Consider the following 22,687-nt stretch of genomic DNA (forward strand, 5'->3'; position numbering starts at 1 on the left):
AAACATTATATATAATTCTTGCCATATCTCCCCATCATATATAATTTTCCAGAGCCCGATGATGGACGGATGGCGATGCAGGATCAGAACAATTCCACGAAGACCGAGGCGGCCTATCAGCTGCTGCGGCGCGATATCCTGACCACCCGCCTCATGCCGGGCGCGCCGCTCAAGCTGAGCGCGCTGCGCGGCACATACGGCGTCGGCTGGACGCCGCTGCGTGAAGCCTTGTCCCGACTTGAAGCCGAACGCCTGGTCACCGCCATCAGCAATCGCGGCTTTGCCGTCGCTCCCGTGTCGCGCGCCGAGCTCGAGGACCTGGCGCGCGCAAGGATGGTTGTCGAAATGCCGCTGTTCCTGGAATCGATCGCGAACGGCGGCAGGGAATGGGAGGACGCGGTCGTCACCGCTCATTACCGGCTCTCCCGCTGCAAGACCGCGGTCGAAGACCCTTCCGATGCGGCCGTCGACAAATGGGACGAGAGCCACGAGGCCTTCCATGCGGCGTTGCTGAGCGCGGCGACGTCGAACTGGCTGTTGCGCTTCCGCTCGACGATCGCCGATCAGCTGCGGCGGCATCACCGTTTTCTCGGCCTGGCGCCCACATTACGAGCGGCGGCCGGCCTCAAGGACGGCTATGGCGAGGCAATGGACGCTTTGCGCGAGGCGATCGCCATCGAGCATCACACCGAGATCATGGAAGCGGCGCTCGATCGCGACGTCGAGCGGGCAAAGGCGCTGATGACGGCGCATATCGGCTACACGCTGCACGTCTATGTGCACAGCGAAGACAATTGCGCCAATCCCTACACCGCGCGCGCCGGCAGTCTGAAAGCGGTTTCCGGATGACGCGGCCGCGGCGTCCAGATCCACGCGGCCGTGCCGGCCCTGAACCCGCGATCGTTGGCGTTTTGATTTCGTTTCGTTCCACTGGAAATGGATCGATACACCGTACAAATCCACCCCGTGAACGCCTCTTAAGGGCCTGATGCCAAACCGCATCCAGGGGTAGGCCACAGGCCATTAACCAAAATGATTTCAATGCGCCGCCCGCAGCGGAAGCGGTCAATCGCTGCCCGCTGCCGGGGCCAAATAATTTCGGACGCCTTAACAAATTCATTAAACTTTAAACAGTTGCAGAACACAACTGGAACAGATAGTGTTTGTTCTGGGTTTGTTTTTCGATTCTGGTTCACACCCTTCGTCCAATGCCTTGGGGGCCGCCATGCTGACACGCAAGCAACATGAACTGTTGATGTTCATTCATGAACGGCTCAAGGAAAGCGGCATTCCGCCGTCTTTCGACGAGATGAAGGAAGCGCTTGATCTCGCCTCCAAGTCAGGCATTCATCGCCTGATCACGGCACTTGAGGAACGCGGCTTCATTCGCCGGCTGCCCAACCGGGCGCGGGCGCTGGAAGTGCTGCGGCTGCCGGATTCAATCGCGCCCGGCCTTAACGCGGCAAAGAAATTCTCGCCAAGCGTCATCCAGGGCAGCCTCGGCCAGGGTGGTCTTGGCCGCCAGATCAAGCCGGCGCCGTCGCGCTTGCCCGCGGCCGGCAATGATGACGACGCGGTTTCCGCCGTGTCGATCCCGGTGATGGGTCGCATCGCCGCTGGTGTGCCGATCGATGCCATCCAGCATCAGACACATTCGATCTCGGTACCGCCGGACATGATCATGGGTGGCGAGCATTATGCCCTTGAGGTGAAGGGCGACTCGATGATCGACGCCGGTATCTTCGACGGCGACACGGTCATCATCCGCAACGCCGACACGGCGAGCCCGGGCGAGATCGTCGTGGCTTTGGTCGACGAGGAGGAAGCAACCCTGAAACGGTTCCGCCGCAAGGGCGCCTCGATCGCCCTTGAAGCCGCCAACCCGGCCTACGAGACGCGCATTTTCGGACCGGACAGGGTCAAGGTGCAAGGCAAGCTGGTCGGGCTGATCCGGCGCTACTGAGCAGGAGCGGCCGGCTTTTCGGCTTTTTGATAGGGCGGCAGCCCCCTCGCCTCACGCGAAAATTTTCGCTGCTCGTGCCAAGGCCGATACGGCCCGTCCACCGCGAAGCTGACGGTTAGCGGACCGGTCGCCGATTGGCGGTCGAAGAAGACGGCGGCACTGCCCTTGCGGGCAAGTTGGCGTTTGGTGACGACGAGAACTAGCGGATTGTGACAGGCGTCATAGCCCGTCGCGTCATTGACGACGATCAAATCGGCGAAACCGCAGGCCTTCCAGGTGTCCTTGCGGTCTTCGACATGCGCGATGATCGCACCGGACGGGTGCCGGGCAAGACAGACGCCATCCGTGCAGTAGAACGGTGCTCCCGGCGGCAGATTGACGGCATCGGCAATGTCGAATTGCCCATCCGCCTTGTCGAACATCTCCGGCACGACGATGGTTTCGGACACCAGCGCGCGTTTCCAATTGTCGACGGTGAACTCGTTCGGGCGAGCCCGGCTGACCGCGAGTTCGCCACCGCCGATCGGCAGCGCGACCAGCCGCGCATCTTCCGAGATCAGCACATCCGGGGTGCGCGTATCCGACACCGTCAACAAGCCGGCAAGCGCGAATGGCACTGCCGCGAGCCGTAGCCATGTCGTCGCCATCGTCGCGATGACCAGGGCTATGGTCACCAGCAGCACGGATTGCAGCGAAATCAGCCCGACCGCATCGACCGGTGAGCGTTCCGATATCCACGCCGATATGGCGATCATCGCGGTCAGGCCCTTGCCCATCAGGTAAAGGGTCGGCGCATCCAATCCGAATGGCATCAGTAACGCGCTTGCAACGGCCAGGAACATCACGACTGACACGATCGGCATGACGGCCAGATTGGCGAACAGGCTGAGCGGCGACACACGCTGGAAATGCCAGATGGCAAACAGCGCCGTGGCGCAGCCGGCAATGATGGAGGTCATTGCCAACCCGCCCGTCGCCAGCAGGAATTTTCGCGTGAGAAAACCCGGCAGGGATCGCTTTGGCGGTGGCGGTCTTGCCTTTCCCGCATGGTGATCCGCCCAGCCGGCATAGGCACCGACCAGCGCCGCGGTCGCGGCGAAGGACATCTGGAAGCTCGGGCCGACGACCTCATGTGGCGAGACCACGATGACCGCGATCGCTGAGGTCGCCAGATTGCGCATGGTCAGCGCCGCGCGATCGAACAGGACGGCAATCAGCATCACCGCCAGCATGATGAAGCTGCGCTCGGCGGCGACGACGACGCCGGAAATGACGAGATAGGCGGCGATCGAGAAAAGGGCCGCGGCGGCCGCGTATTTCTTCACCGGCCGACGCGCCGAAAAATCCGGAAACAGCGCGAAGGCGCCGCGCAGCAAACCCATGATGGTGCCGGCGACCAGCGCCATATGCAGTCCGGAAATGGAGATGATGTGGTAGATGCCGGTGCGCCGCATCGCCTCGTTGATTTCATCGGGAATGCCGGCCCGCACGCCGACGATCAGCGCCGCCGCGATCTCGCCTTCAGCACCGCCGACCGTGGCCCGGATGTGGTCGGCAATGGCTTCACGGGCATTTTCTATCCCTGAGAAAAGGCGGGCCGTGAGCGGCACCTCGTCGTCGGTGGCGGAAACAAGCTTTGGATTGCCGAGAAAGAAGCCGCTGCCGCCAATGCCGGCGAAATAGCTGTCGAAGGAGAAATCGTAGCTGTCCGGCCGCACCGGACCGGTTGGCGGCAACAGTTTGGCGTAGCCGGTGACCAGGGAGCCGGCGGTCATGTCCGCCGGGATGTCTCGCGCCGAAAGCCGGACCCTTTCCGGCGCATAGCGCAGTTTCGGCCGCGCGGTCGACGTCACGTCGATGGTCAGCCGGATGCGGCCGGTCTCCATCCGGTCGAGCGAGACGACGCGGCCGGTCACTTGCGTCGAGATTTCCGAACCCAGCATCTGGGTGCCCGCCCGCCATGTCTCGACCTTGGCGGCAAGCAGGCCCAGCGCACACAACAATGCCGCCATGAAGCCCAGATGGGTTTTCTGCCAGGAGCGCGAAACAAGTGCACAGACCACCATCAGCACGACGACCGCGACAGGCTTTGCAAAATCAGGCTCGACCGCGAGCGAATAGTAGCCGATCGCTCCAGCGGCCAGACAAACCGGAACCAGCAGGAAGGCGATGCCCCGGTCAAGCTCGAGCTCCGCCGCGGTCGCCGCATTGTAGCGCAGGCGGGGCCAGGAAACCCGGCCGAGTTGCCGCCGCACGCGCACAATCCGGCCCGAGGCAGGCGACGGAAGTTTCGTCGGGATATCCGCCTGCTGCGGCTGGCTGCCGGAGCCCGGCACCAGAGGCGATGGCGGCAGAGAGACTGGCGGCGCAATCGCAAACAGGGACCGTTCGCTGACGCCAACACCAGCGTCCTCGCCCTGTTCCGAGCCCCGGCCTCGTCCAGCCATCGGGTCTGCCCCTTGCACCCCTGACGCCCTATGCTACATGAACGCGCGACGCGCGAAAGTCCGCGCAGCCGCACCCCGCTTCAGATGGTTTCCGAGAGTTTCATGTCCGACAAGGTCGTCACCCGTTTTGCCCCCTCGCCCACCGGCTATCTGCATATCGGCGGCGCGCGCACGGCGCTGTTCAACTGGCTCTATGCCAAGCACACCGGCGGCACCATGCTGCTGCGCATCGAGGACACCGACCGCGAGCGTTCGACCGCCGCCGCCACGGCCGCCATCCTCGACGGCCTCTCCTGGCTTGGTCTTGGCTGGGACGGCGACGCGGTCTCGCAATTTGAGCGCGCGCCACGCCACCGCGAGGTCGCGGAAGAACTCGTTCGCATGGGCAAGGCCTATTACAGCTACGAAACGCCGGCCGAGCTGGAGGCGATGCGCGAGGCAGCACGGGCCAAGGGCCTGCCGCCGCGCTACAACGGCCAGTGGCGCGACCGCACCCCCTCAGAGGCGCCTGCAGGCGTCAAGGGCGCCATCCGCATCAAGGCGCCGACTGAGGGCGAGACGATCGTCCACGATCGTGTGCAGGGCGAAGTGCGCTTCCCCAACAAGGATCTCGACGACTTCATCATCCTGCGTTCGGACGGCAACCCGACCTACATGCATGCCGTCGTCGTCGACGACCACGACATGGGTGTCACGCATATCATCCGCGGCGACGACCACCTGACCAATGCCGCCCGCCAGACCGTGATCTACAACGCCATGGGCTGGGACGTGCCGTCCATGTCGCACATCCCGCTGATCCATGGCGCAGACGGCGCCAAGCTGTCGAAGCGCCACGGCGCGCTCGGCGTCGAAGCCTATCGAGCCATGGGCTACCTGCCGGAGGCATTGCTCAACTATCTCGCGCGCCTGGGCTGGAGCCACGGCGATGACGAGATCATGTCGATCAAGGACATGATCTCCTGGTTCGATATCGGCGACGTCAACAAGGGCGCTGCCCGCTTCGACTTCGCCAAGCTGGAGGCGATCAACGGCGCACATATGCGCCGCATGGCCGACGCGCAGCTGTTGGACATCTTCATCGCCACTTTGCCCTATCTCGAGGGCGGCCCGGCGATGGCCGCGCGCCTCAACGAACACAACAAGGCGCAGTTGCTGGCGGCCCTTCCGGGTCTGAAGGAGCGCGCCAAGACGCTGGTCGAGCTCGTCGATGGCGCCGCCTTCCTGTTCGCCACGCGCCCGCTGCCGGTCGACGAGAAGGCGGCCCTCCTGCTCAATGACGGTGCCCGCAAGATCCTGCGCGGCGCTCACGAAGCTTTGAACGCGCTTTCCGGCGACTGGACGGCGGCCGCGGCGGAAGCCGCGGTCCGCGACTATGCGCTGGCCGGTGGCCACAAGCTTGGCGCCGTGGCCCAACCGTTGCGGGCCGCGCTGACCGGCAAAAGCACCTCGCCCGGCGTGTTCGACGTGCTTGCCGTGCTTGGGCGCGAGGAAAGCCTGGCGCGCATAGCGGATCAAATCGATTAGGAGCAAACTGGCCCAAGAAGATTGGCATTGAAAGGCGCGTTTCGCAGTGCAACATTAGGCCTTGGCCCAATCTGGCACGCACCTCCTATAATGCGGTGGCGAATACGCGCATTGCGGTGATTTCGACGTGTCGCTTTGCAGAATTTGCCTTTGCCGGCATGAGGAAACAACAAGGAGTTTGCAATGACCGAAGCTGCGAAAAAACTGGATGTGGGCGGCGCGAACCAAGAGGCTACGGCAACGCTTCAATTCGCTGGCAAGACCCATGAATTCAAGGTGCGAAGCGGCTCCGTCGGACCCGACGTCATCGACATCGCCTCGCTCTACAGCACGACCGGCGCCTTCACCTACGACCCCGGCTTCACTTCGACGGCAAGCTGCGAGTCCGAAATCACCTTCATCGACGGCGACGCCGGTATTCTCCTCCACCGCGGCTATCCGATCGACCAGTTGGCCGAACACGGCGACTTCCTCGAAGTCTGCTACCTCCTGCTCTACGGCGAATTGCCGACCAAGGCGCAGAAGGACGATTTCGATTACCGCGTGACGCGCCACACCATGGTGCACGAGCAGATGTCGCGCTTCTTCACCGGTTTCCGCCGCGACGCGCACCCGATGGCGGTGATGTGCGGCGTGGTGGGCGCGCTGTCGGCCTTCTATCACGACTCCACCGACATCTCGGACCCCTACCAGCGCATGGTCGCCTCGATGCGTCTGATCGCCAAGATGCCGACGATCGCGGCCATGGCCTACAAGTACCACATCGGCCAGCCCTTCATTTACCCAAAGAACGATCTCGGCTTCGCGGCAAACTTCCTGCATATGTGCTTTGCCGTGCCGTGCGAAGAGTACAAGATCAACCCGGTGCTGGCGCGCGCCATGGAGCGCATCTTCATCCTGCACGCAGATCACGAGCAGAACGCCTCGACCTCGACGGTTCGCCTCGCCGGCTCGTCGGGCGCCAACCCGTTCGCCTGCATCGCCGCCGGCATCGCTTGCTTGTGGGGCCCGGCCCATGGCGGTGCCAATGAAGCGGCGCTCAACATGCTGGGCGAGATCGGCCATGTCGATCACATCCCGGAGTTCATCGCCCGCGCCAAGGACAAGAACGACCCGTTCCGGCTGATGGGCTTTGGCCACCGCGTCTACAAGAACTACGATCCTCGTGCGAAAATCATGCAGAAGACGGCGCACGAGGTTCTGGGCGAACTCGGCATCAAGGACGATCCGCTGCTCGACATCGCCATGGAACTGGAAAAGATCGCGCTGACCGATCCCTATTTCATCGAGAAGAAGCTGTATCCGAATGTCGACTTCTATTCCGGCATCACGCTGAAGGCGCTGGGCTTCCCCACCACCATGTTCACCGTTCTGTTCGCGGTCGCCCGCACCGTCGGCTGGATCGCGCAGTGGAAAGAGATGATCGAGGACCCGCGCCAGAAGATTGGCCGCCCGCGCCAGCTCTACACGGGTGCGCCGGAGCGCGACTACGTGCCGATCGCCAAGCGCTGACCGAAGCTGTCTTGATCATAAAAAAGGCGCCTCTCAGGGCGCCTTTTTTATATGGCGCAGCACCACGCCCGCCGCGATCTCGCCCGACGGCTTGTCCGTCGCCATGCGCCTGGCGATCTCGGCAAAGCCGTCTTTCTGCCAGGCGCGCATGCCGCTGTCGGCGAACAACGCTTCCAGTTGGCGAGCCAGATTGTTCGCCTTGACGTACTCGTTGTAGAACTCCGGGATAAGGGCGCGATCGGAGATGAGATTGGGCAGCAGCGCCGACCAAACCGAAACAAGATACGGCGCAACGGCACGGGCGATCGGATCGAGCCTGTAGGACGACACCATCGGCACACCAGCCAAAGCCAGTTCCAGCGACACGGTCCCCGATGCGATCAGCGCGGCATCGGCCTTGCCGAAAGCCTGCCATTTGCGTTGCGGATCAACGATGATTTCGGGTTTTTCGTCCCAACGGTTGACCGAGGATTTGACGAGATCGGCGACATGCGGAACCGTCGGCAGCTGCAGCCGCAGACGATGTCCGCGCGCGCGCAGCATCGATACGGTTTCGCCGAACGGTTCGATCAACCGCCGCACCTCGCCGCGCCGCGAGCCTGGCAGGACGAGCAATGTCTTGATCCGGTCCTGGGCAAGATCGCGCGGCAAGGCCTGCGCCTTCTGGGCGGCAAGCACGCCCACATCATGCGTCAGGCGATGCCCGACATAAGTGCCGGGCGGGCCGCCCAGCCTATCGAGCTCCTTCACCTCGAACGGCAGGATGCAGAGGATATGGTCGACATAGGGCTTCATCGCCACCGCCCTGCCCGGCCGCCAGGCCCAGACGCTCGGGCAGACATAGTGGATGATCGGTATCGACGGATTGGCCGCCCGCACCTTCCTGGCAACGCGCAAGGAAAAGTCCGGACTGTCGATGGTGACCAGGCAATCCGGCTTTTCCTCGGCGATGGTTTTGGCCAGCTGGCCGATCCGCCTGATGAGGCGCGGCAGATCGCGCAGGACTGCACTGAAACCCATCAGCGCGATCTCGCCGGCATCAAAGGGCGACACCAGGCCCAATTCCCCGAGATGGCGACCGCCGAGGCCGACGAGCCGCACCTCGCGGCCGGTGATCTGGCGGAGCGAACGCACAATGTCGGCGCCCAGCAGATCACCCGATTCCTCGCCGGCGACGATCGCGATCTTCAACACCCTGTCAGCCATATGCAGGCTCCGCCGCGGCCAGGCCGACGATGAACAGACCAAGTTCATTGGCCCGTGAGAGGGTTGCGGGGCCTTCGAGGATCAGTGAGCGCCCCGCCTCGACGGCAATGCCGGCAAGCCCGGCCGCGTGGGCTGCTTCGACCGTCTGCGGTCCCATCGAAGGAAGATCCGCGCGCAGCTCCTGACCGGGCTTGGCGCATTTGACCAGGACACCGCGGGTCTTGCCGGCGATGCGGCCATGGCCACGCAGCAGTTTGGCGCGGTCGAGCAATCCGGCCGTACCCTCGATGCCCTCGAGCGCAATGGCCCGGCCGCCGACCGCGATCGCCGCCTGGCCGATATCGAGCGCCCCGATGGCCTTCGCTGCGGCAAAGCCTGCCTCGATGTCGCGCCAATCCGATTTCTGTGGCACCGCTTTGGTCAAGACCCCTTCGGCGGCGACCAGGTTCGGCACGATTTCGTGGGCGCCCATGATCTTTATCCCTCGGGCCTCGAGACCGCGCGCCACCACCTTCAACAGGCCATCGTCGCCACGCGCCAGCGCCATGACGACAATCGGTATCACCGCCAGCAGGCTGAGGCTTGGGCGCAGATGCGTCAGCCTTGGCCGGCGCTTGATCTCGCCAGCAAGCACCAGATGGGTAATCCGGTGGCGTTTGAGCAAAGGAACAAGCGAGCCGATCGCCTCCAGGGCAAGCGTCTCATGTTCGTACTGGCACAATTCCGTCAGACGGTCGGCTTCGCCTTCCATGAGGACGATGAAGGGCGGATAACCCTGCCCGGCCGAGCCGGCCGCGACTTCGACCGGAAGACTGCCGCCGCCGGCGATGATGCCGACCCTGGCATCTGGCGGGAGATCAAGACCGGCAGAAGCCGTCTCAGTCTTCATCGTCGGTATCGTCGCCATCGCCACCCTTGAGCGACGGCACCGCATAGTGCCGCTTGCCGCGACTGCTGATGAAGTCGATGATCTTCATGGCGGTCGGCGAAGAGGCAAACTCGGCCTTGGCGAATTCGATGTTCTCGCCAACGGTGCGGGAGCGGTCGAAGATCGTCCTATAGGCTTTGCGCAACAGATAGATTTCGGAACGCGGCAGACCGGCGCGCTTGAGGCCGATGATGTTCAAACCGCGCAAGCTGGCGCGGTTGCCGACGGCAATGGCATAGGGAATGACGTCACCAACGAAAGCCGAGCACCCGCCAAGAAAGGCGTTGTCGCCGACGCGCACGAATTGATGAACGGCACTGAGGCCGCCTATGTAGACGTTGTCGCCGATCTCGCAGTGGCCGCCCAGCGTCGCGCCATTGGCGAAGGTGGCGTTCTTGCCGACCACGCAATCATGGGCGATGTGGGCGTAGGCAAGGAAATTGCCATTGTCGCCCACCGTCGTTTCGCCGCGGCTGGTGTCGGTGCCGACATGCATGGTGACGCCTTCGCGGATGGTGCAATTCGCGCCAATGACCAGCGTCGTGCGGCCGCCCTTGTGTTTGGTGTTCTGCGGCGGCGCACCCAATGTCGCCATCGGATAGACCTTGGTCGAGGCGCCGATGGTTGTCGCACCCATGACCGAGACATGGCTGACCAGTTCGACGCCATCGCCGATCACGGCATCGGCGCTGATATGGCAGAACGGCCCAATGCGTACACCCTCACCGATTTGGGCGCCTTCTTCCACGACGGAGGAAGGATGGATTGAAGTCTTGATTTTCATAAGCACTCGATCGTCAGTCGCCGGTGACCATCATGGCTGAAATCTCGGCCTCGGCCGCCTTGGTGCCATCGACCAGGGCTTCACAGGCGAATTTGAGCAGGTTGCCGCGCTTCTTGATTTTTTTGACGTGAATCTTCAACTGGTCGCCGGGAACGACCGGTTTGCGGAATTTGGCGTTGTCGATGGTCAGGAAATAGACCAGCGACGGCTTCGACGCCCCGAGGCTGCGGATGCAGATGGCGCCTGCCGTCTGCGCCATGGCTTCGACGATCAGCACGCCCGGCATCACCGGCTGCTCCGGGAAATGCCCCTGAAAATGCGGCTCGTTGATGGTGACGTTCTTGATGCCGATGGCGGAATCGTCACCATCGATGTCGATGATGCGGTCGATCATCAGGAAGGGATAGCGGTGTGGCAGGAGCTTCATCAGCCCCATTATGTCGACCGCTTCCAGCGTCGTCGCCGCCACCATATCAGCCATTGTCCTTGCCCTGCTTGCGTGCCCTTGCCATCGTGCGCAACATGGCTATCTCCCGCATGGCTTCCGCCATCGGCTGTGCCGGATAACCGCCCCAGATCTCGCCGGCCGGGACATTGCTCATAAATCCACTTCTGGCGGCAAGCTTGGCACCGGACCCGATGGTCAGGTGATCGGCAAGCCCGACACCGCCGCCCATCGTAACGTTGTCACCCACGACCACGGAACCGGAAATACCCGAAAGTCCCGCCACGATACAATTGCGACCGATGCGGACGTTATGGGCGATCTGCACGAGATTGTCGATCTTGGTGCCCTGGCCGATGATCGTATCGGACATGGCGCCGCGATCGACGGTGGAATTGGAGCCGATCTCGACATCGTCCTGGATGACGACCCGTCCGATCTGGGGAACGCGTTCCGGGCCCTTGGCGCCGCCGACGAAGCCGAAGCCGTCCTGGCCGATCCTGGCGCCGCCATGGATGATGACCCGATTGCCGATCAGCGCATACTGGATGCTGGCGCCCGGGCCGACATAGCCGTCACGGCCGATCTGGCAGGATTGTCCAATGACCGCGTTTGGCGCGATGACGGTGCCGCTGCCGATCGAGACGCCTGGTCCGATGACCACACCGGCCTCGATGATGGCGCCGGCTTCGACATGCGCGGTCGGATCGATATGGGCATGCGCTGAAACACCGGTCTCACTGGTCATTGGCCCCGGCGTGGCGGCTGTCGGAAACAGCAGTCGGCCCACCAGCGCGAATGCCTGTTGCGGACGCGGATGGATCAAAACGGCGACGCTCGACGGCGCCTTGTTGGCGAATTCCGCCGGACACAGGACCGCTGCCGCGCGCAGCGACGGCATCAGCGCGGAATTACGCCTGCCGTCGACGAAGACGAGCGCATTGGCGCCGCCTTCGCTGGCCGGCGCCAGCGCCTCGATCGAAACGTCGGATTGGCCGGAATCGACAAGCACCGAGCCGGTCAGATTCGCGACTTCGGCCGCCGTATACCGGCGTGATGGCGCGAAGAACACCGGATCGGTCATTCCAGAAGCTATATCCAGCTAGGTCGAAACATTTCTCCCGGATCCAAAAAATCCGGGAGCATCGTTGGCCGCCGATCAGAAGCGGGTCGATATGCCGAAGTTGAATTCCTGCACGTCGTCGCTCGCTTCCTTCCTGACCGGGATCGCATAGTCGATACGGATCGGACCGAACGGCGATGCCCACATTAGGCCGACACCGACCGAAGCGCGCAGCTTCATGCCGGTCGAGTCCTGATCGACCAGGGTCTGATCAGCAATCTTGTTGCCGTAAAGCGTCGCCGCGTCGGCGAACACCGCGCCACGCAGACCGAAGCTCTCGGGAATGACCGGCAGCGGGAACTGGGCTTCGGCCGAAGCGTTGAAATATGTTGTGCCGCCCAGATGGTCGCCACTGGTGCCGGAAGCAACCGGGCCGATGCCACCATAGGCAAACCCGCGGATCATGCGATCGGTGCTCTGGAAGTGATCGAAGATGCGCAGGTCGCCGTCGTTGCCGTAACCCTCGACATGGCCTGCGCCGCCCGAAATGAGCCCGACAAGGTCAAGCTGCTCGGACAGCGTCTGGTAGATGCTGCCGCGTCCGGTGATCTTCACGAACTTGGCATCGCCGCCGACGCCCGCGACCTCGACGGTCGTGTTGGCATAGATACCCTCATGCGGGTTCTTCATGTCGTCGATGGTGTTGTAGACCAATCCCAGGCTGACCGAAGACTTGATCCAGGGGCTTTCCGCGATGCCATCCAAGATGGCCTGCGAAATGTTGCAGGTGCCGCCGGGAGGATTCGGAGGGTCGGTAGGGCCGCAACTGTTGTCGACCTTATACTTCTCCTGAGAGATATTATACGCCAACTGGGTCGTGATGCTGTTGGTGATCGGCAGGCCGAAGCGCACCGTCGCACCGACGGTGTCGCTGTCATAGTTGTTGTTGTATTCCCGCGTCGACTTGTAGATGTCGAAGCCGGCGGCGATGCGCCGTCCGAGGAAATACGGCTCGGTGAACGATACGGAGTAGTCGCGTGAATTCTTGCCGCCGCCCGCCGACAGCTTGATGAACTGGCCGCGACCGAGGAAGTTGCGCTCGGTGATCGAGCCTTCGACGGATGGGCCTGCCGAGTCACCGCCGGTCGAATAGCCGGCGCCAACGGAGAATTCACCGGTCGACTTCTCGACCACGTCGACCACCAGCACGACCTGATCGGGCTGCGAGCCGGGCACTGTCGAGATTTCAACTTTGTCAAAATAATTCAGGTCTTCCAGACGCTTCTTCGCGCGCTGGATGAGCACCTGGTTGAACGCATCGCCTTCGCTGACGTCGAACTCGCGGCGGATGACATAGTCACGCGTGCGGTCATTGCCGCGGATCTCGATGCGCTCGATATAGGCCTTGGTGCCCTGGTCGACCGTATAGACCACCGAAATCGTATGGTTCTCGAAATTGCGATCGCCGCGCGGCGTCACCTGCGCGAAGGCATAGCCTGAACCAGCCACCTTCTCGGTGAGCGCGATGATGGAGTCCTCGACATCCTTGGCGTTGTAGACGTCGCCCTTGTGGGTCTCAACCACCGATTCCAGCGACTTGGAGTCGACTTCCGGGATCGTGCTTTCGACGCTGATATCGCCGAAATTATAGCGCTCGCCTTCCTGGACAGTGATGGTGACCGTGTATTTGTTCGTCGCGTTGTCGAGCTCGCCAACGGCCGACACGACCTGGAAATCGGCATAGCCGTGATTGTAGTAGAAGCGGCGCAGCAGCTCTTGGTCGGCCCGCAGCTTGTCCTCGTCATAGACGTCATCGCGCAGGATGAACGACACCCAGGACGAACGCTTGGTGTTGATCACATCCGACAGACGGCGGCTCGAATAGGCGCTGTTGCCGACAAAATTGATCGCTGCGATCTGCGTACGGTCGCCTTCGGTGATGTGGAACACCACGTTCACGCGGTTGTCGCCGAGCTCCATGACCTGCGTGGTCACGCCGGCATCATCGCGGCCGATGCGCCTGTAGGCAGCCTTGACCGCCTCGACATCGGAATCGAGCGTCGCCTGCGAAAACGTGCCACGCGGCTTCAACTGAACCGCCGCCGCGAGCGCATTGTCCTTGAGCTTCTTGTTGCCCTGGAACAGCACCTGGTTGACGACCTTGTATTCGGCGACCTTGACCACCAGCGTCGAGCCGACCTGATTGATCTGGACGTCGGAGAACAGGCCGGTGCCGAACAACGCCTTGACGGCCGCGTCGACATCGGAACTGGAGAAGGCTTTGCCCGGCTTGATGGTGATGTAATTGCGGATGGTATCGGCGTCGACACGCTGGTTGCCGCTCACCTCCACCCTGCTGACGACAGCGGCTTCAGCCGCCGATGTGGCAACGAATTGTACTGCGAGCGCACCTGGCACGACCAGAGCGGCGGACAGTGCCGCCGCTGACGCGGCGCTCAGAAACTTGGATGCTGCCTTCATCGGGCTTAATAACCTTTTCTCGTAGTCCCCACGGCGAGAAAACCGGACGTGCGGTAATTTCCCCTACCGTATTAACCGGATTTTCCCTACACGCAAGGCTTCTGGTTAATTTGTATTTACTTAACCCTGGTGCGTGGCTTTCGCGTCACTCATATCCCCGTGCATGGTAAACGGCGTCTCAACATCGACCATGCCAAAGCCAAATTTCTTCATGATTTCAGCATCCAAACAGATCGTTCCAGAACACGAAACCCATGAAGCACAAGACCAGAAGCAGACCGGCCCGATAGGCCATTTCCATCATCCGTTCCGACACCGGCCGGCGAATGACGGCCTCCACCCCGTAGAACAACAGATGGCCGCCGTCGAGGGGGGGAATCGGCAAAAGGTTTAGAAAACCTATGCCGACGGAGAGCAGCGCGACGAGCTGCACCAGCCATTCGAAACCGAGTTTCGCCGCCTTGCCGGCCATGTCCGCGATCTTGACGGGACCGCCCAACTGACACTTGTCCTCGCGCCCGACGGCGAAACGCTGCAAGAACTGGCCGGTGCGCTGGATGACGTGGCCTGTTTCCTCAACTGCCGCCGCAACCGCCCCGACCGGCGTGTAGGTGATGAGACGAGGCTGACCGAGTTCCTTGTTGTTGACGACGCCGATCACGGCGACCTTGACCTTGTTGCCGAGCGCGTCTTGCTGCTCCATCAACTGCGGCGTCGCGGTCACCGTGACTTCCTTGCCGTCGCGCAGCATGACAAAGGTGATGGTATCGCCGGCGCGGCCCGACACCAGCCGCTGCACATCGCCAAAGGTTTCGACCTTGCTGCCGTCGACACTGACGAATCGATCGCCAGGCTGGATGCCGGCCTTTGCCGCCGGACTGTCTGCCGTGACTTCAGCCACCATGGGCTCTGCGACATAGCGCCCATAGGAGGCAAACAGCACGGAAAAGACGACGATCGTCAGCAGGAAATTGAACAGAGGCCCGGCCACCACCGTCGCCGCACGCTTCCAGATGGCCTGTGTGTGGAAGGCGACCTTGCGCTCCTCGTCGGTCAGCGTCTCCAGCTCTTCCGACGTGGGCTGGCTGGAGGTGGCGTTCATGTCGCCGACAAATTTGACATAGCCGCCAAGCGGTATGGCGCAAAGCTTCCAGCGCGTGCCATGCCGGTCATTGAAGCCGATGAGTTCGGGACCGAAGCCGATCGAGAAGGCCCTGACCCCGATGCCGCACCACCGGCCGACGAGGTAGTGGCCCATCTCGTGGACGAACACCACCACGGTCAGCACGAACAGAAACGGCACGAGCGTGCCGAGAAACAAGCCTTCCGTGCTGAAAATCGCGTGAAGAATCCCGTTCAACTCATGTCCTCAAATTCTTCCGCTGTCGCCGTGACTGTGACATCAATCCAGGCGAATCCAAGGCACGCCCGCACCAGATCGTGAAACGACACCGTTCAAATCGGAAACAGCCCCTGCGCCGGATGATCGGCGCCCGCCGAAATCCAGCCAATGACGTATAGGGCAAGAGCCGCCGCGACAAGCCCGTCGACACGATCCATGACGCCGCCATGGCCCGGAATGAGCACGCCCGAATCCTTGCGGCCATGCCGCCGTTTGACCCAGGATTCGAACAGGTCACCGGCCTGGGCCACAATCGAAAGCGCAAGCGCCACAAGGCCGAGCAAGGCCAGATTGCCGGCACCGGCGCCTGCTGCCAGCATGACCCCGGCGACAACGCCACCGAAAGCGCCACCGAGCGCGCCGCTGCGCGTTTTGCCGGGCGAAATCGACGGCGCCAGTTTGGGACCGCCGACGGCGCGCCCGACGAAATAGGCAAAAATGTCGGTCGCCCAGACGACGGCGAACAGGAACAGGATGGCGACGAGGCCCGAATGGTCGCCATCACGCAGCAGGGCAAGCGACAGGCCGGACACACTGGCATAGGCAAGACCGCTTACCTCCCATTGCCCGGCCTTGCGAACCAGGGCGGCAATCGCCGTGACGGCGATCAGAACCACGACAAGCAGCAGCAGCCAGGATGCGGCGAGCCCGGCAATCAAGGCGCCGATGAACACGACGACCAGCGCCTCCGGCAGGAAACTCAGCCCATTGGCCGCGGCTGGCCGCGACATGCGTGTCCACTCGTAAAAGATCATCGCCGACATGGCTGCGCACAGCAGCCGGAAAGGCAGGCCGCCAAGCCAGGTCAGGCCAAGGGCGATGACGGCAAGCACGACCGCTGAAATGACGCGGAGCTGAAGGTTGCTCATCCCGCTGCCGGTCGCGAAGCGACGTCTTGCTGGCCCAATCCTCCGAAACGGCGCTCGCGGCCGGCAAATTCGCGCAACGCCTCGGCAAGGTGCTCGCGGCTGAAGTCGGGCCAATAGCAAGGCAGGAAGACGAGCTCGCTATAGGCGGCCTGCCACAACAGGAAGTTGGACAGGCGAAGCTCGCCGCTGGTGCGTATGACCAGTTCCGGATCGGGAATGCCTTGCGTGTCGAGACCACCGGCAAAGCTATCGGCGGTGATCGATTCGGCGTCGATTTCGCCGCGCGCGGCGGCCGAGGCAAGCTTGCGTGCAGTGCGGACGATTTCGTCGCGCCCGCCATAGTTGAAGGCGATCACCAGCGTCAGGGACTCGTTACGGGCGGTCAGCGATTCGGCCTCTTCGAGCAACCCTCGGATGTCGGCCTGCAGCCCTGCCCTGTCGCCGATGATCCTGACCCGCACGCCGCTCTGGTGCAGTTCGGCGAGATCACGGCGGATGAACAGCTTCAACAGCCCCATCAGGTCGCTGACCTCGGCCTTCGGCCGCGACCAGTTCTCCGACGAGAACGCATAGACGGTCAGGAACGAGATGCCGAGATCGGGCGCCGCGCGCACCGTCTTGCGCAATGCCTCGACGCCGGCGCGATGACCGGCAAGCCTCGGCATGCCGCGCGCCTTGGCCCAGCGTCCATTCCCATCCATGATGATCGCGACATGCGCGGGCGTTGTCATGATCTCGCTTTCGGGTCAGCCGGCCGCCAACCCTAAACCTGCATGATTTCAGCTTCCTTGTCGGAAAGCAGATGATCGATGGTGCTGATCGTTTCGTCGGTAAGCTTCTGGACCTGGTCCGAACGCTTGCGCTGATCGTCCTCGCTGATCACGCCGTCCTTCTCGGCCTTCTTCAGGAAGTCCATGCCGTCGCGGCGCACATGGCGCGCGGCGACACGAGCGTTCTCTGCATAGCCGTGCGAGATCTTGACCAGTTCCTTGCGGCGCTGCTCGTTGAGCTCCGGCAGCGGAATCCTCAGATTGGTACCGTCGACGATCGGGTTGAAGCCCAGGTTGGATTCTCGGATGGCGCGGTCGACCGCGCCGACCATCGACTTGTCCCAGATCGACACCGAGATCATGCGCGGCTCCGGTACCGTAACGTTGGCAACCTGGTTGATCGGCATGGTGGTGCCATAGGCCTGCACCTGGATGGCGTCGAGCAGATTGCTGGAGGCGCGGCCGGTCCGCAGCGAAGCCAGGTCATGCTTGAACGCGGCGATTGCCCCATCCATGCGCCGCTTGAGATCGTCGTACTCACCACTCATCTTAGTCTCCTCGACCCGTCTGCCGCGGGTTCACTGCCTCGGGGCAAGGCCCCGTTCGAGCCTGATTTTCGAAAAGCCGGTTTTCCCGTTCTAGGGATCAGGCCCCGGATCAATCGTCCGCAACGACCGTACAGCGGCCGCCGCCCCTCAGAATATCGCCGAAACCACCTTTTTCGTGGATCGAATAGACGATTATCGGAATGTTGTTTTCGCGCGCAAGTGCAATCGCAGCCGTATCCATGATGGAAAGGCCTCGATTTATGACTTCGGCATGGCTGATGCGCTCGAAACGCGTCGCATTCGGATCCTTTTTCGGATCGGCCGAATAGACGCCATCGACCTGCGTGCCCTTGAACAGCGCATCGGCACCGATTTCGGCCGCGCGCAGTGCCGCTGCCGAATCAGTGGTGAAGAACGGGTTGCCGGTGCCGCCGGCAAAGATCACCACCCTGCCCTGGTTCATGTAAGCGTCTGCCTGGCGTTGCGAAAAACTCTCGCAGAGTTCTGGCATGGCGATCGCGGACAGCACCACGGCATCGACGCCGATCTTGTGCAGCGAGGTGCGCAGCGCCAGCGAGTTGATGACCGTGGCAAGCATGCCCATGTGGTCGCCGGTGACGCGGTCTCCACCCTTGGAGGCGACGGCCACGCCGCGAAAGATATTGCCGCCACCGATGACGACGCCGACCTCGATGCCCAGCCCGCGGGCCTCGGCGATGTCGGCGGCGATGCGATCCACGACCGAAACGTCGATGCCGAAATGTTGTTCGCCCATCAACGCTTCGCCCGACGCTTTCAGCAAGACACGTCGGTAGAGGGGCTTCACCGTCATCTGGTCCTCGTCATTTTGCATGTGGTTACGCCTGGGCCGGCCGCCCTCGCGCAGGCGCCGCACCCCGAACATTGGCGCGATGCCGAGTTCCGATACACGAAGGGCGCCGCGATGTCACGCGGCGCCCGACCGGCAAATTGGTGGCAGCCTGCCGGATCGATCAGTCGGTCGACACGCTGGCCGGCTCGCCCTCGACAAGCACCGGCGACGCATAGCCGGAGGGCTTGTCACCGGTTGCTGCACCGCCTGTGACGCGCGCCTGTATCTGCGGCCCGAAATAGGAATAGGGGAACGGCGCCGGCGTTCTGCTGACCGAATCCAGCCGATCGCGAAGCGTTGCCGGAATCTCGAAGTCCAGCGCGCCAAGATTGTCCTGTATCTGGGCAAGCGTGGTCGCACCAAGGATGACGGTGGCAATCCCCGGCTGCGTCGCCACCCAGTTGATCGCGACCTGTGGCATGCCGCGGCCGAGCTCGGATGCGACCTTTTCGAGTTCGGCCACAATGGCCCAGTTGCGCTCCGTGAATTTCTGGAATCCCGGATGCGTCGAATTGCGGAAACCGTCGAGCCGGCCGGCGTTTCCGGCCTGAGCCGGGCGATACTTGCCGCTGAGCAGCCCGCTGGCCAGCGGGCTCCAGACCATGATGCCGGCGCCATGGCGCGTGCCGAAAGGCACGAACTCGTTCTCGATCGCGCGCTCGGCCAGGGAATATTCGAGCTGCAGGGCCGAAACCGGCTCATACCCGCGCAGCTCGGCGATCGCCTGTGCCCGTCCCGCATACCAGGCCGGCACATCGGACAGGCCGACATGGCGCACCTTGCCCATCCGCACCAGGTCATCAAGCGTGCGCATGACCTCTTCGGCCGGCGTCAGCCTGTCCCACACATGCATGAGATAGAGATCGATATAGTCGGTGCCCAGCCGTTTCAGCGAAGCATCGACCGCGCGCAAGATGTTCTTGCGGCCGTTGCCGCCAGCATTCGGATTGCCCGGCTGCATGTTCATGGTGAACTTGCTGGCGATCACCGCGGTGTCGCGCAAACCGCGCTCGGCGATGAACTCGCCAAGCCAGGCTTCGGCCGTGCCGCCGGTGTAGAGGTCCGCCGTGTCGAAGAAATTGCCGCCTGCCTCGACGTAGGCGTCGAACATCGCGCGGGCGGTGTCCCTGTCGGCTCCCCAGCCCCATTCCTTACCGAAGGTCATCGTGCCCAGCGCCAGCCGGCTGACCCTGAGGCCACTGTTGCCGAGCGTGTAATAGGTCATGGTCATGATCGTCTTCCAATGCTTGCTGGTGAATGCCGTGGCGTCACTGGCCCGCCGTGTCATTGCCGGGCGTTGCCTTGACCCAGGGGTTGCCGCGCTCATGCGTCATATGGAACGCGAAGCCGTCGACCTTCCAGCCGGCGGCGGAGCGCGTCAGGTGATGCTCATAGGTGCCCCAGACTTCCCAAAGCGGGTCGCCATTGCCTTCCATCCGGTTCCAGGCATAGCCGTTCGAGCGGACCGTCGCCGTATCCGCCTCAAGCACGACCTGGTGATTGGTGCGCAGGTGCAGGCTTGTCTTGCTGCCCTTGAGATTGCCGGCCCAGGCGCCGATCAGGTCGTCCGAGGCGATGTTGGCCGCCGGCTGCCCGGACAAGCTGCTGAAATCGGCGGTGACCCGATCCGCGAAATAGCTGCGCGCCAGTGTCCAGTCCTGCGCGTCGACGGCACGGTCGATGGCATCGGCAATCCGGATGACGGCGCGTTCGTCCGCGAGCGCCTGCCAGCCAGCTGGTTCGGCCCCGCCGGCATCGATCGGCGCCAGTGCCATGCCTGCCGCGAACGTTACGTGCTTCAACGCATTCATGTCTCTTCTCCTTGGTGCCATCAGCCAATCGCTGTTGGGGACAATGTGGACCACTGTCTCGGCATCGATAAGATTGCATTGTCTGCAAAGACCATGCGATATCGTTCATGAATGGATCGCGATCTCCTCACGCATCTGCCTGTCATTGTAGCCGTTGCCCGGCGCGGCGGCTTCGCGCTTGCGGCAGCTGAACTCGGCATGAGCCCGTCAGCGGTCAGCCATGCCGTGCGGCTGGTCGAGGAGCGCATAGGCCAGCCTTTGTTCGCGCGTACGACGCGCAGTGTTTCGCTGACCGAGGCCGGCAAGGCGCTGGTGGAGACCGCGGCCCCTGCCCTTCAGGATATCGGCGAGCGGATCGATCAAATCCGCAGCGTCAAGGGCAGGCCGTCCGGCCTGCTCAGGATCAACGCCTCCACCATCGCGATTCCATTGGCGGTGACGCCTGTGGTCGCGGCGATGGCCGAGCGCTATCCGGACGTTACGGTGGAGATTTTCGCCGATCAGGGACTGGTCGACATCGTCGGCGAAGGTTTTGACGCTGGCATCCGGCTGGGCGAGATGATCGCGCAGGACATGGTGGCCGTGCGGCTCACGCCTCCGTTCAGAACCATCATCGTCGCCTCTCCTGCCTATATCGGACGCCACGGCCGTCCGCGCAGCGTGGCCGATCTCGCCAACCACAATTGCATCGGCTACCGGCTCATCCGCTCCGGTGCCCTCTATCGCTGGGACCTGGCCGAAGACGGCAAGGATGTCATCATGGAGACCGGCGGTACGGCCATCGTCACGGATTCGCTTGCCGCGATCGACCTGGCGCTTGCCGGAGTGGGCCTTGCCTATATGTTCGAGCCGCTGGCGCGCGCCGATCTTGCGGCCGGCCGCCTGGTGCAGGTTCTGCCGCAATCGGCAATCGAGGAACCTGGCCTTTTCCTCTACTTCCCGCGCCGGGCGGCGATGGCGCCGAAACTGCGGGCCTTTATCGACACCGCACAAGAAATCGGCCGGACATCCCTGCGGACATCCGGCCGAAAAACGCTTTCGGAATAAAGCGGTAGGAAGTTTACTTCTTGACCGCCGCAGCGACTTCCGCCGCGAAATCGGTCTCTTCCTTCTCGATGCCTTCGCCGAGCGCGAAGCGCAGATAGGCGGTGATCTTGGCCGGCGCGCCGATTTCCTTCTCGGCATCCTTCAGCGCCTTCTCGACGGTGATGTCGGGATTGAGCACGAAGGCCTGCTTCAGGAGCACGACTTCCTCGTAGAACTTGCGCATCCGGCCCTCGACCATCTTTTCGATGATCGCTTCCGGCTTGCCGGACTGGCGCGCCTGATCGGAGAAGATCGCCTTCTCGCGCTCGACCGCTGCCGGATCGATCTGCTCCGCCGTCAGCGCCATCGGGTTGGTGGCGGCGACATGCATGGCGACCTGACGGCCAAAGGCGTTGGCGGCATGTTCATTGCCTGTGGTTTCGATCGCAACCAGCACGCCGAGCTTGCCAAGGCCGTCGGCAACCGCGTTGTGGACATAGGTCGCAACCGCGCCATGCGGAACCGTCAGCTTGGCGGAGCGGCGGAAGCCCAGATTCTCGCCGATGGTGCCAACAGCATCCTTGATGGTGTCGGTCACCGACTTGTCCGAACCCGGATACTTCGCGGCAGCCACGGCTTCCGTCGTGCCATAGGCGAGAGCAACCTTGGCAACGTTGGCGACGATCTCCTGGAACGCGGCGTTGCGGGCAACGAAGTCGGTCTCGGAATTGACCTCGACGACGGCAGCTTCGCGCACGCCGGCATCGACGCCGATCAGGCCTTCGGCCGCGGTACGGCCGGCCTTCTTGTCAGCCTTGGAGATGCCCTTCTTGCGCAGCCAGTCGACGGCCTCTTCCATGTTGCCGTTCGTCTCGTTCAACGCCGCCTTGCAGTCCATCATGCCCGCGCCGGTCAAGTCGCGGAGTTCTTTGACCTGTGCAGCCGAAATGCTCATTGTCGCCTCTTTGTTTTAAATGCACCGACGCACCACCGGTACTCGATGATGCGTCCGTTTAGCGTGCCAAAATATTAGA

The 22,687-nt window shown here is 62.8% G+C and carries 20 protein-coding genes; 5 read left to right on the top strand and 15 right to left on the bottom strand.

Features of this window, described 5'->3' with window-relative positions:
* Positions 1–75: 75 nt before the first annotated feature.
* On the top strand, positions 76–849 hold the full coding sequence (locus tag MAFF_RS03665; protein ID WP_044550478.1) for a GntR family transcriptional regulator: 774 nt from the start codon (positions 76–78) through the stop codon (positions 847–849).
* A gap of 376 nt (positions 850–1,225) precedes the next feature.
* The gene (lexA, locus tag MAFF_RS03670) at positions 1,226–1,963 is read left to right on the top strand and encodes a transcriptional repressor LexA (protein WP_010909536.1); all 738 of its coding nucleotides are present in this window, start codon (positions 1,226–1,228) and stop codon (positions 1,961–1,963) included.
* Here the strand turns inward: lexA and MAFF_RS03675 are convergent.
* Positions 1,957–4,410 (bottom strand): ComEC/Rec2 family competence protein, encoded by a 2,454-nt coding sequence (locus MAFF_RS03675; RefSeq protein ID WP_044547663.1) that lies wholly within the window; start codon positions 4,408–4,410, stop codon positions 1,957–1,959. The two genes, lexA and MAFF_RS03675, sit on opposite strands and share 7 nt — an antisense overlap.
* Positions 4,411–4,512: 102 nt before the next feature.
* Between MAFF_RS03675 and gltX the strand changes: the two genes are divergently transcribed.
* Positions 4,513–5,937, top strand: coding sequence for a glutamate--tRNA ligase (gene gltX, locus MAFF_RS03680; RefSeq protein WP_010909538.1), 1,425 nt, complete (start codon positions 4,513–4,515; stop codon positions 5,935–5,937).
* Positions 5,938–6,120: 183 nt separating this feature from the next.
* Positions 6,121–7,449 carry a citrate synthase gene (gene gltA, locus MAFF_RS03685; RefSeq protein WP_019858188.1) on the top strand — a complete coding sequence of 443 codons (1,329 nt, stop codon included), beginning with the start codon at positions 6,121–6,123 and terminating at the stop codon, positions 7,447–7,449.
* 33 nt (positions 7,450–7,482) lie between these two features.
* Here the strand turns inward: gltA and lpxB are convergent, their stop codons facing one another.
* The 13 genes from lpxB to MAFF_RS03750 form a co-directional block, all read right to left on the bottom strand.
* A complete protein-coding gene (lpxB, locus tag MAFF_RS03690) occupies positions 7,483–8,655 on the bottom strand; it encodes a lipid-A-disaccharide synthase (RefSeq protein ID WP_010909540.1) in 1,173 nt (390 codons plus the stop codon).
* Positions 8,648–9,562 (bottom strand): LpxI family protein, encoded by a 915-nt coding sequence (locus tag MAFF_RS03695; RefSeq protein ID WP_010909541.1) that lies wholly within the window; start codon positions 9,560–9,562, stop codon positions 8,648–8,650. The genes lpxB and MAFF_RS03695 overlap by 8 nt, the downstream gene beginning before the upstream one ends.
* Positions 9,534–10,367 carry an acyl-ACP--UDP-N-acetylglucosamine O-acyltransferase gene (lpxA, locus tag MAFF_RS03700; protein WP_032930325.1) on the bottom strand — a complete coding sequence of 278 codons (834 nt, stop codon included), beginning with the start codon at positions 10,365–10,367 and terminating at the stop codon, positions 9,534–9,536. The genes MAFF_RS03695 and lpxA overlap by 29 nt, the downstream gene beginning before the upstream one ends.
* Positions 10,368–10,380: 13 nt before the next feature.
* On the bottom strand, positions 10,381–10,848 hold the full coding sequence (gene fabZ / locus MAFF_RS03705; protein WP_032930326.1) for a 3-hydroxyacyl-ACP dehydratase FabZ: 468 nt from the start codon (positions 10,846–10,848) through the stop codon (positions 10,381–10,383).
* The gene (gene lpxD / locus MAFF_RS03710; protein ID WP_010909544.1) at positions 10,841–11,896 is read right to left on the bottom strand and encodes a UDP-3-O-(3-hydroxymyristoyl)glucosamine N-acyltransferase; all 1,056 of its coding nucleotides are present in this window, start codon (positions 11,894–11,896) and stop codon (positions 10,841–10,843) included. The genes fabZ and lpxD overlap by 8 nt, the downstream gene beginning before the upstream one ends.
* Before the next feature lie 75 nt (positions 11,897–11,971).
* Positions 11,972–14,356 (bottom strand): outer membrane protein assembly factor BamA, encoded by a 2,385-nt coding sequence (bamA, locus tag MAFF_RS03715; RefSeq protein WP_010909545.1) that lies wholly within the window; start codon positions 14,354–14,356, stop codon positions 11,972–11,974.
* A gap of 217 nt (positions 14,357–14,573) precedes the next feature.
* The gene (gene rseP, locus MAFF_RS03720) at positions 14,574–15,716 is read right to left on the bottom strand and encodes an RIP metalloprotease RseP (RefSeq protein WP_032930328.1); all 1,143 of its coding nucleotides are present in this window, start codon (positions 15,714–15,716) and stop codon (positions 14,574–14,576) included.
* Positions 15,717–15,811: 95 nt separating this feature from the next.
* Positions 15,812–16,627 (bottom strand): phosphatidate cytidylyltransferase, encoded by an 816-nt coding sequence (locus MAFF_RS03725; RefSeq protein WP_010909548.1) that lies wholly within the window; start codon positions 16,625–16,627, stop codon positions 15,812–15,814.
* On the bottom strand, positions 16,624–17,358 hold the full coding sequence (locus MAFF_RS03730) for an isoprenyl transferase (protein ID WP_010909549.1): 735 nt from the start codon (positions 17,356–17,358) through the stop codon (positions 16,624–16,626). The genes MAFF_RS03725 and MAFF_RS03730 overlap by 4 nt, the downstream gene beginning before the upstream one ends.
* 32 nt (positions 17,359–17,390) lie before the next feature.
* Complete coding sequence (frr, locus tag MAFF_RS03735; protein WP_010909550.1) at positions 17,391–17,945, bottom strand: ribosome recycling factor; 555 nt, start codon at positions 17,943–17,945, stop codon at positions 17,391–17,393.
* 109 nt (positions 17,946–18,054) lie between these two features.
* Positions 18,055–18,777 carry a UMP kinase gene (gene pyrH / locus MAFF_RS03740; protein WP_080512025.1) on the bottom strand — a complete coding sequence of 241 codons (723 nt, stop codon included), beginning with the start codon at positions 18,775–18,777 and terminating at the stop codon, positions 18,055–18,057.
* 160 nt (positions 18,778–18,937) lie between these two features.
* Positions 18,938–20,047 carry an aldo/keto reductase gene (locus MAFF_RS03745; protein ID WP_010909552.1) on the bottom strand — a complete coding sequence of 370 codons (1,110 nt, stop codon included), beginning with the start codon at positions 20,045–20,047 and terminating at the stop codon, positions 18,938–18,940.
* A gap of 37 nt (positions 20,048–20,084) precedes the next feature.
* Positions 20,085–20,627, bottom strand: coding sequence for a nuclear transport factor 2 family protein (locus MAFF_RS03750; protein ID WP_032930330.1), 543 nt, complete (start codon positions 20,625–20,627; stop codon positions 20,085–20,087).
* 111 nt (positions 20,628–20,738) lie between these two features.
* On the opposite strand from MAFF_RS03750, the gene MAFF_RS03755 reads away from it, so the two are divergent.
* Positions 20,739–21,674 carry a LysR family transcriptional regulator gene (locus MAFF_RS03755; protein ID WP_010909554.1) on the top strand — a complete coding sequence of 312 codons (936 nt, stop codon included), beginning with the start codon at positions 20,739–20,741 and terminating at the stop codon, positions 21,672–21,674.
* Between the two features lie 13 nt (positions 21,675–21,687).
* Here the strand turns inward: MAFF_RS03755 and tsf are convergent, their stop codons facing one another.
* Positions 21,688–22,608, bottom strand: coding sequence for a translation elongation factor Ts (gene tsf, locus MAFF_RS03760; RefSeq protein WP_010909555.1), 921 nt, complete (start codon positions 22,606–22,608; stop codon positions 21,688–21,690).
* Positions 22,609–22,687: the final 79 nt, after the last annotated feature.

The organism is Mesorhizobium japonicum MAFF 303099 (assembly GCF_000009625.1).
Taxonomy (GTDB): Bacteria; Pseudomonadota; Alphaproteobacteria; order Rhizobiales; family Rhizobiaceae; genus Mesorhizobium; species Mesorhizobium japonicum.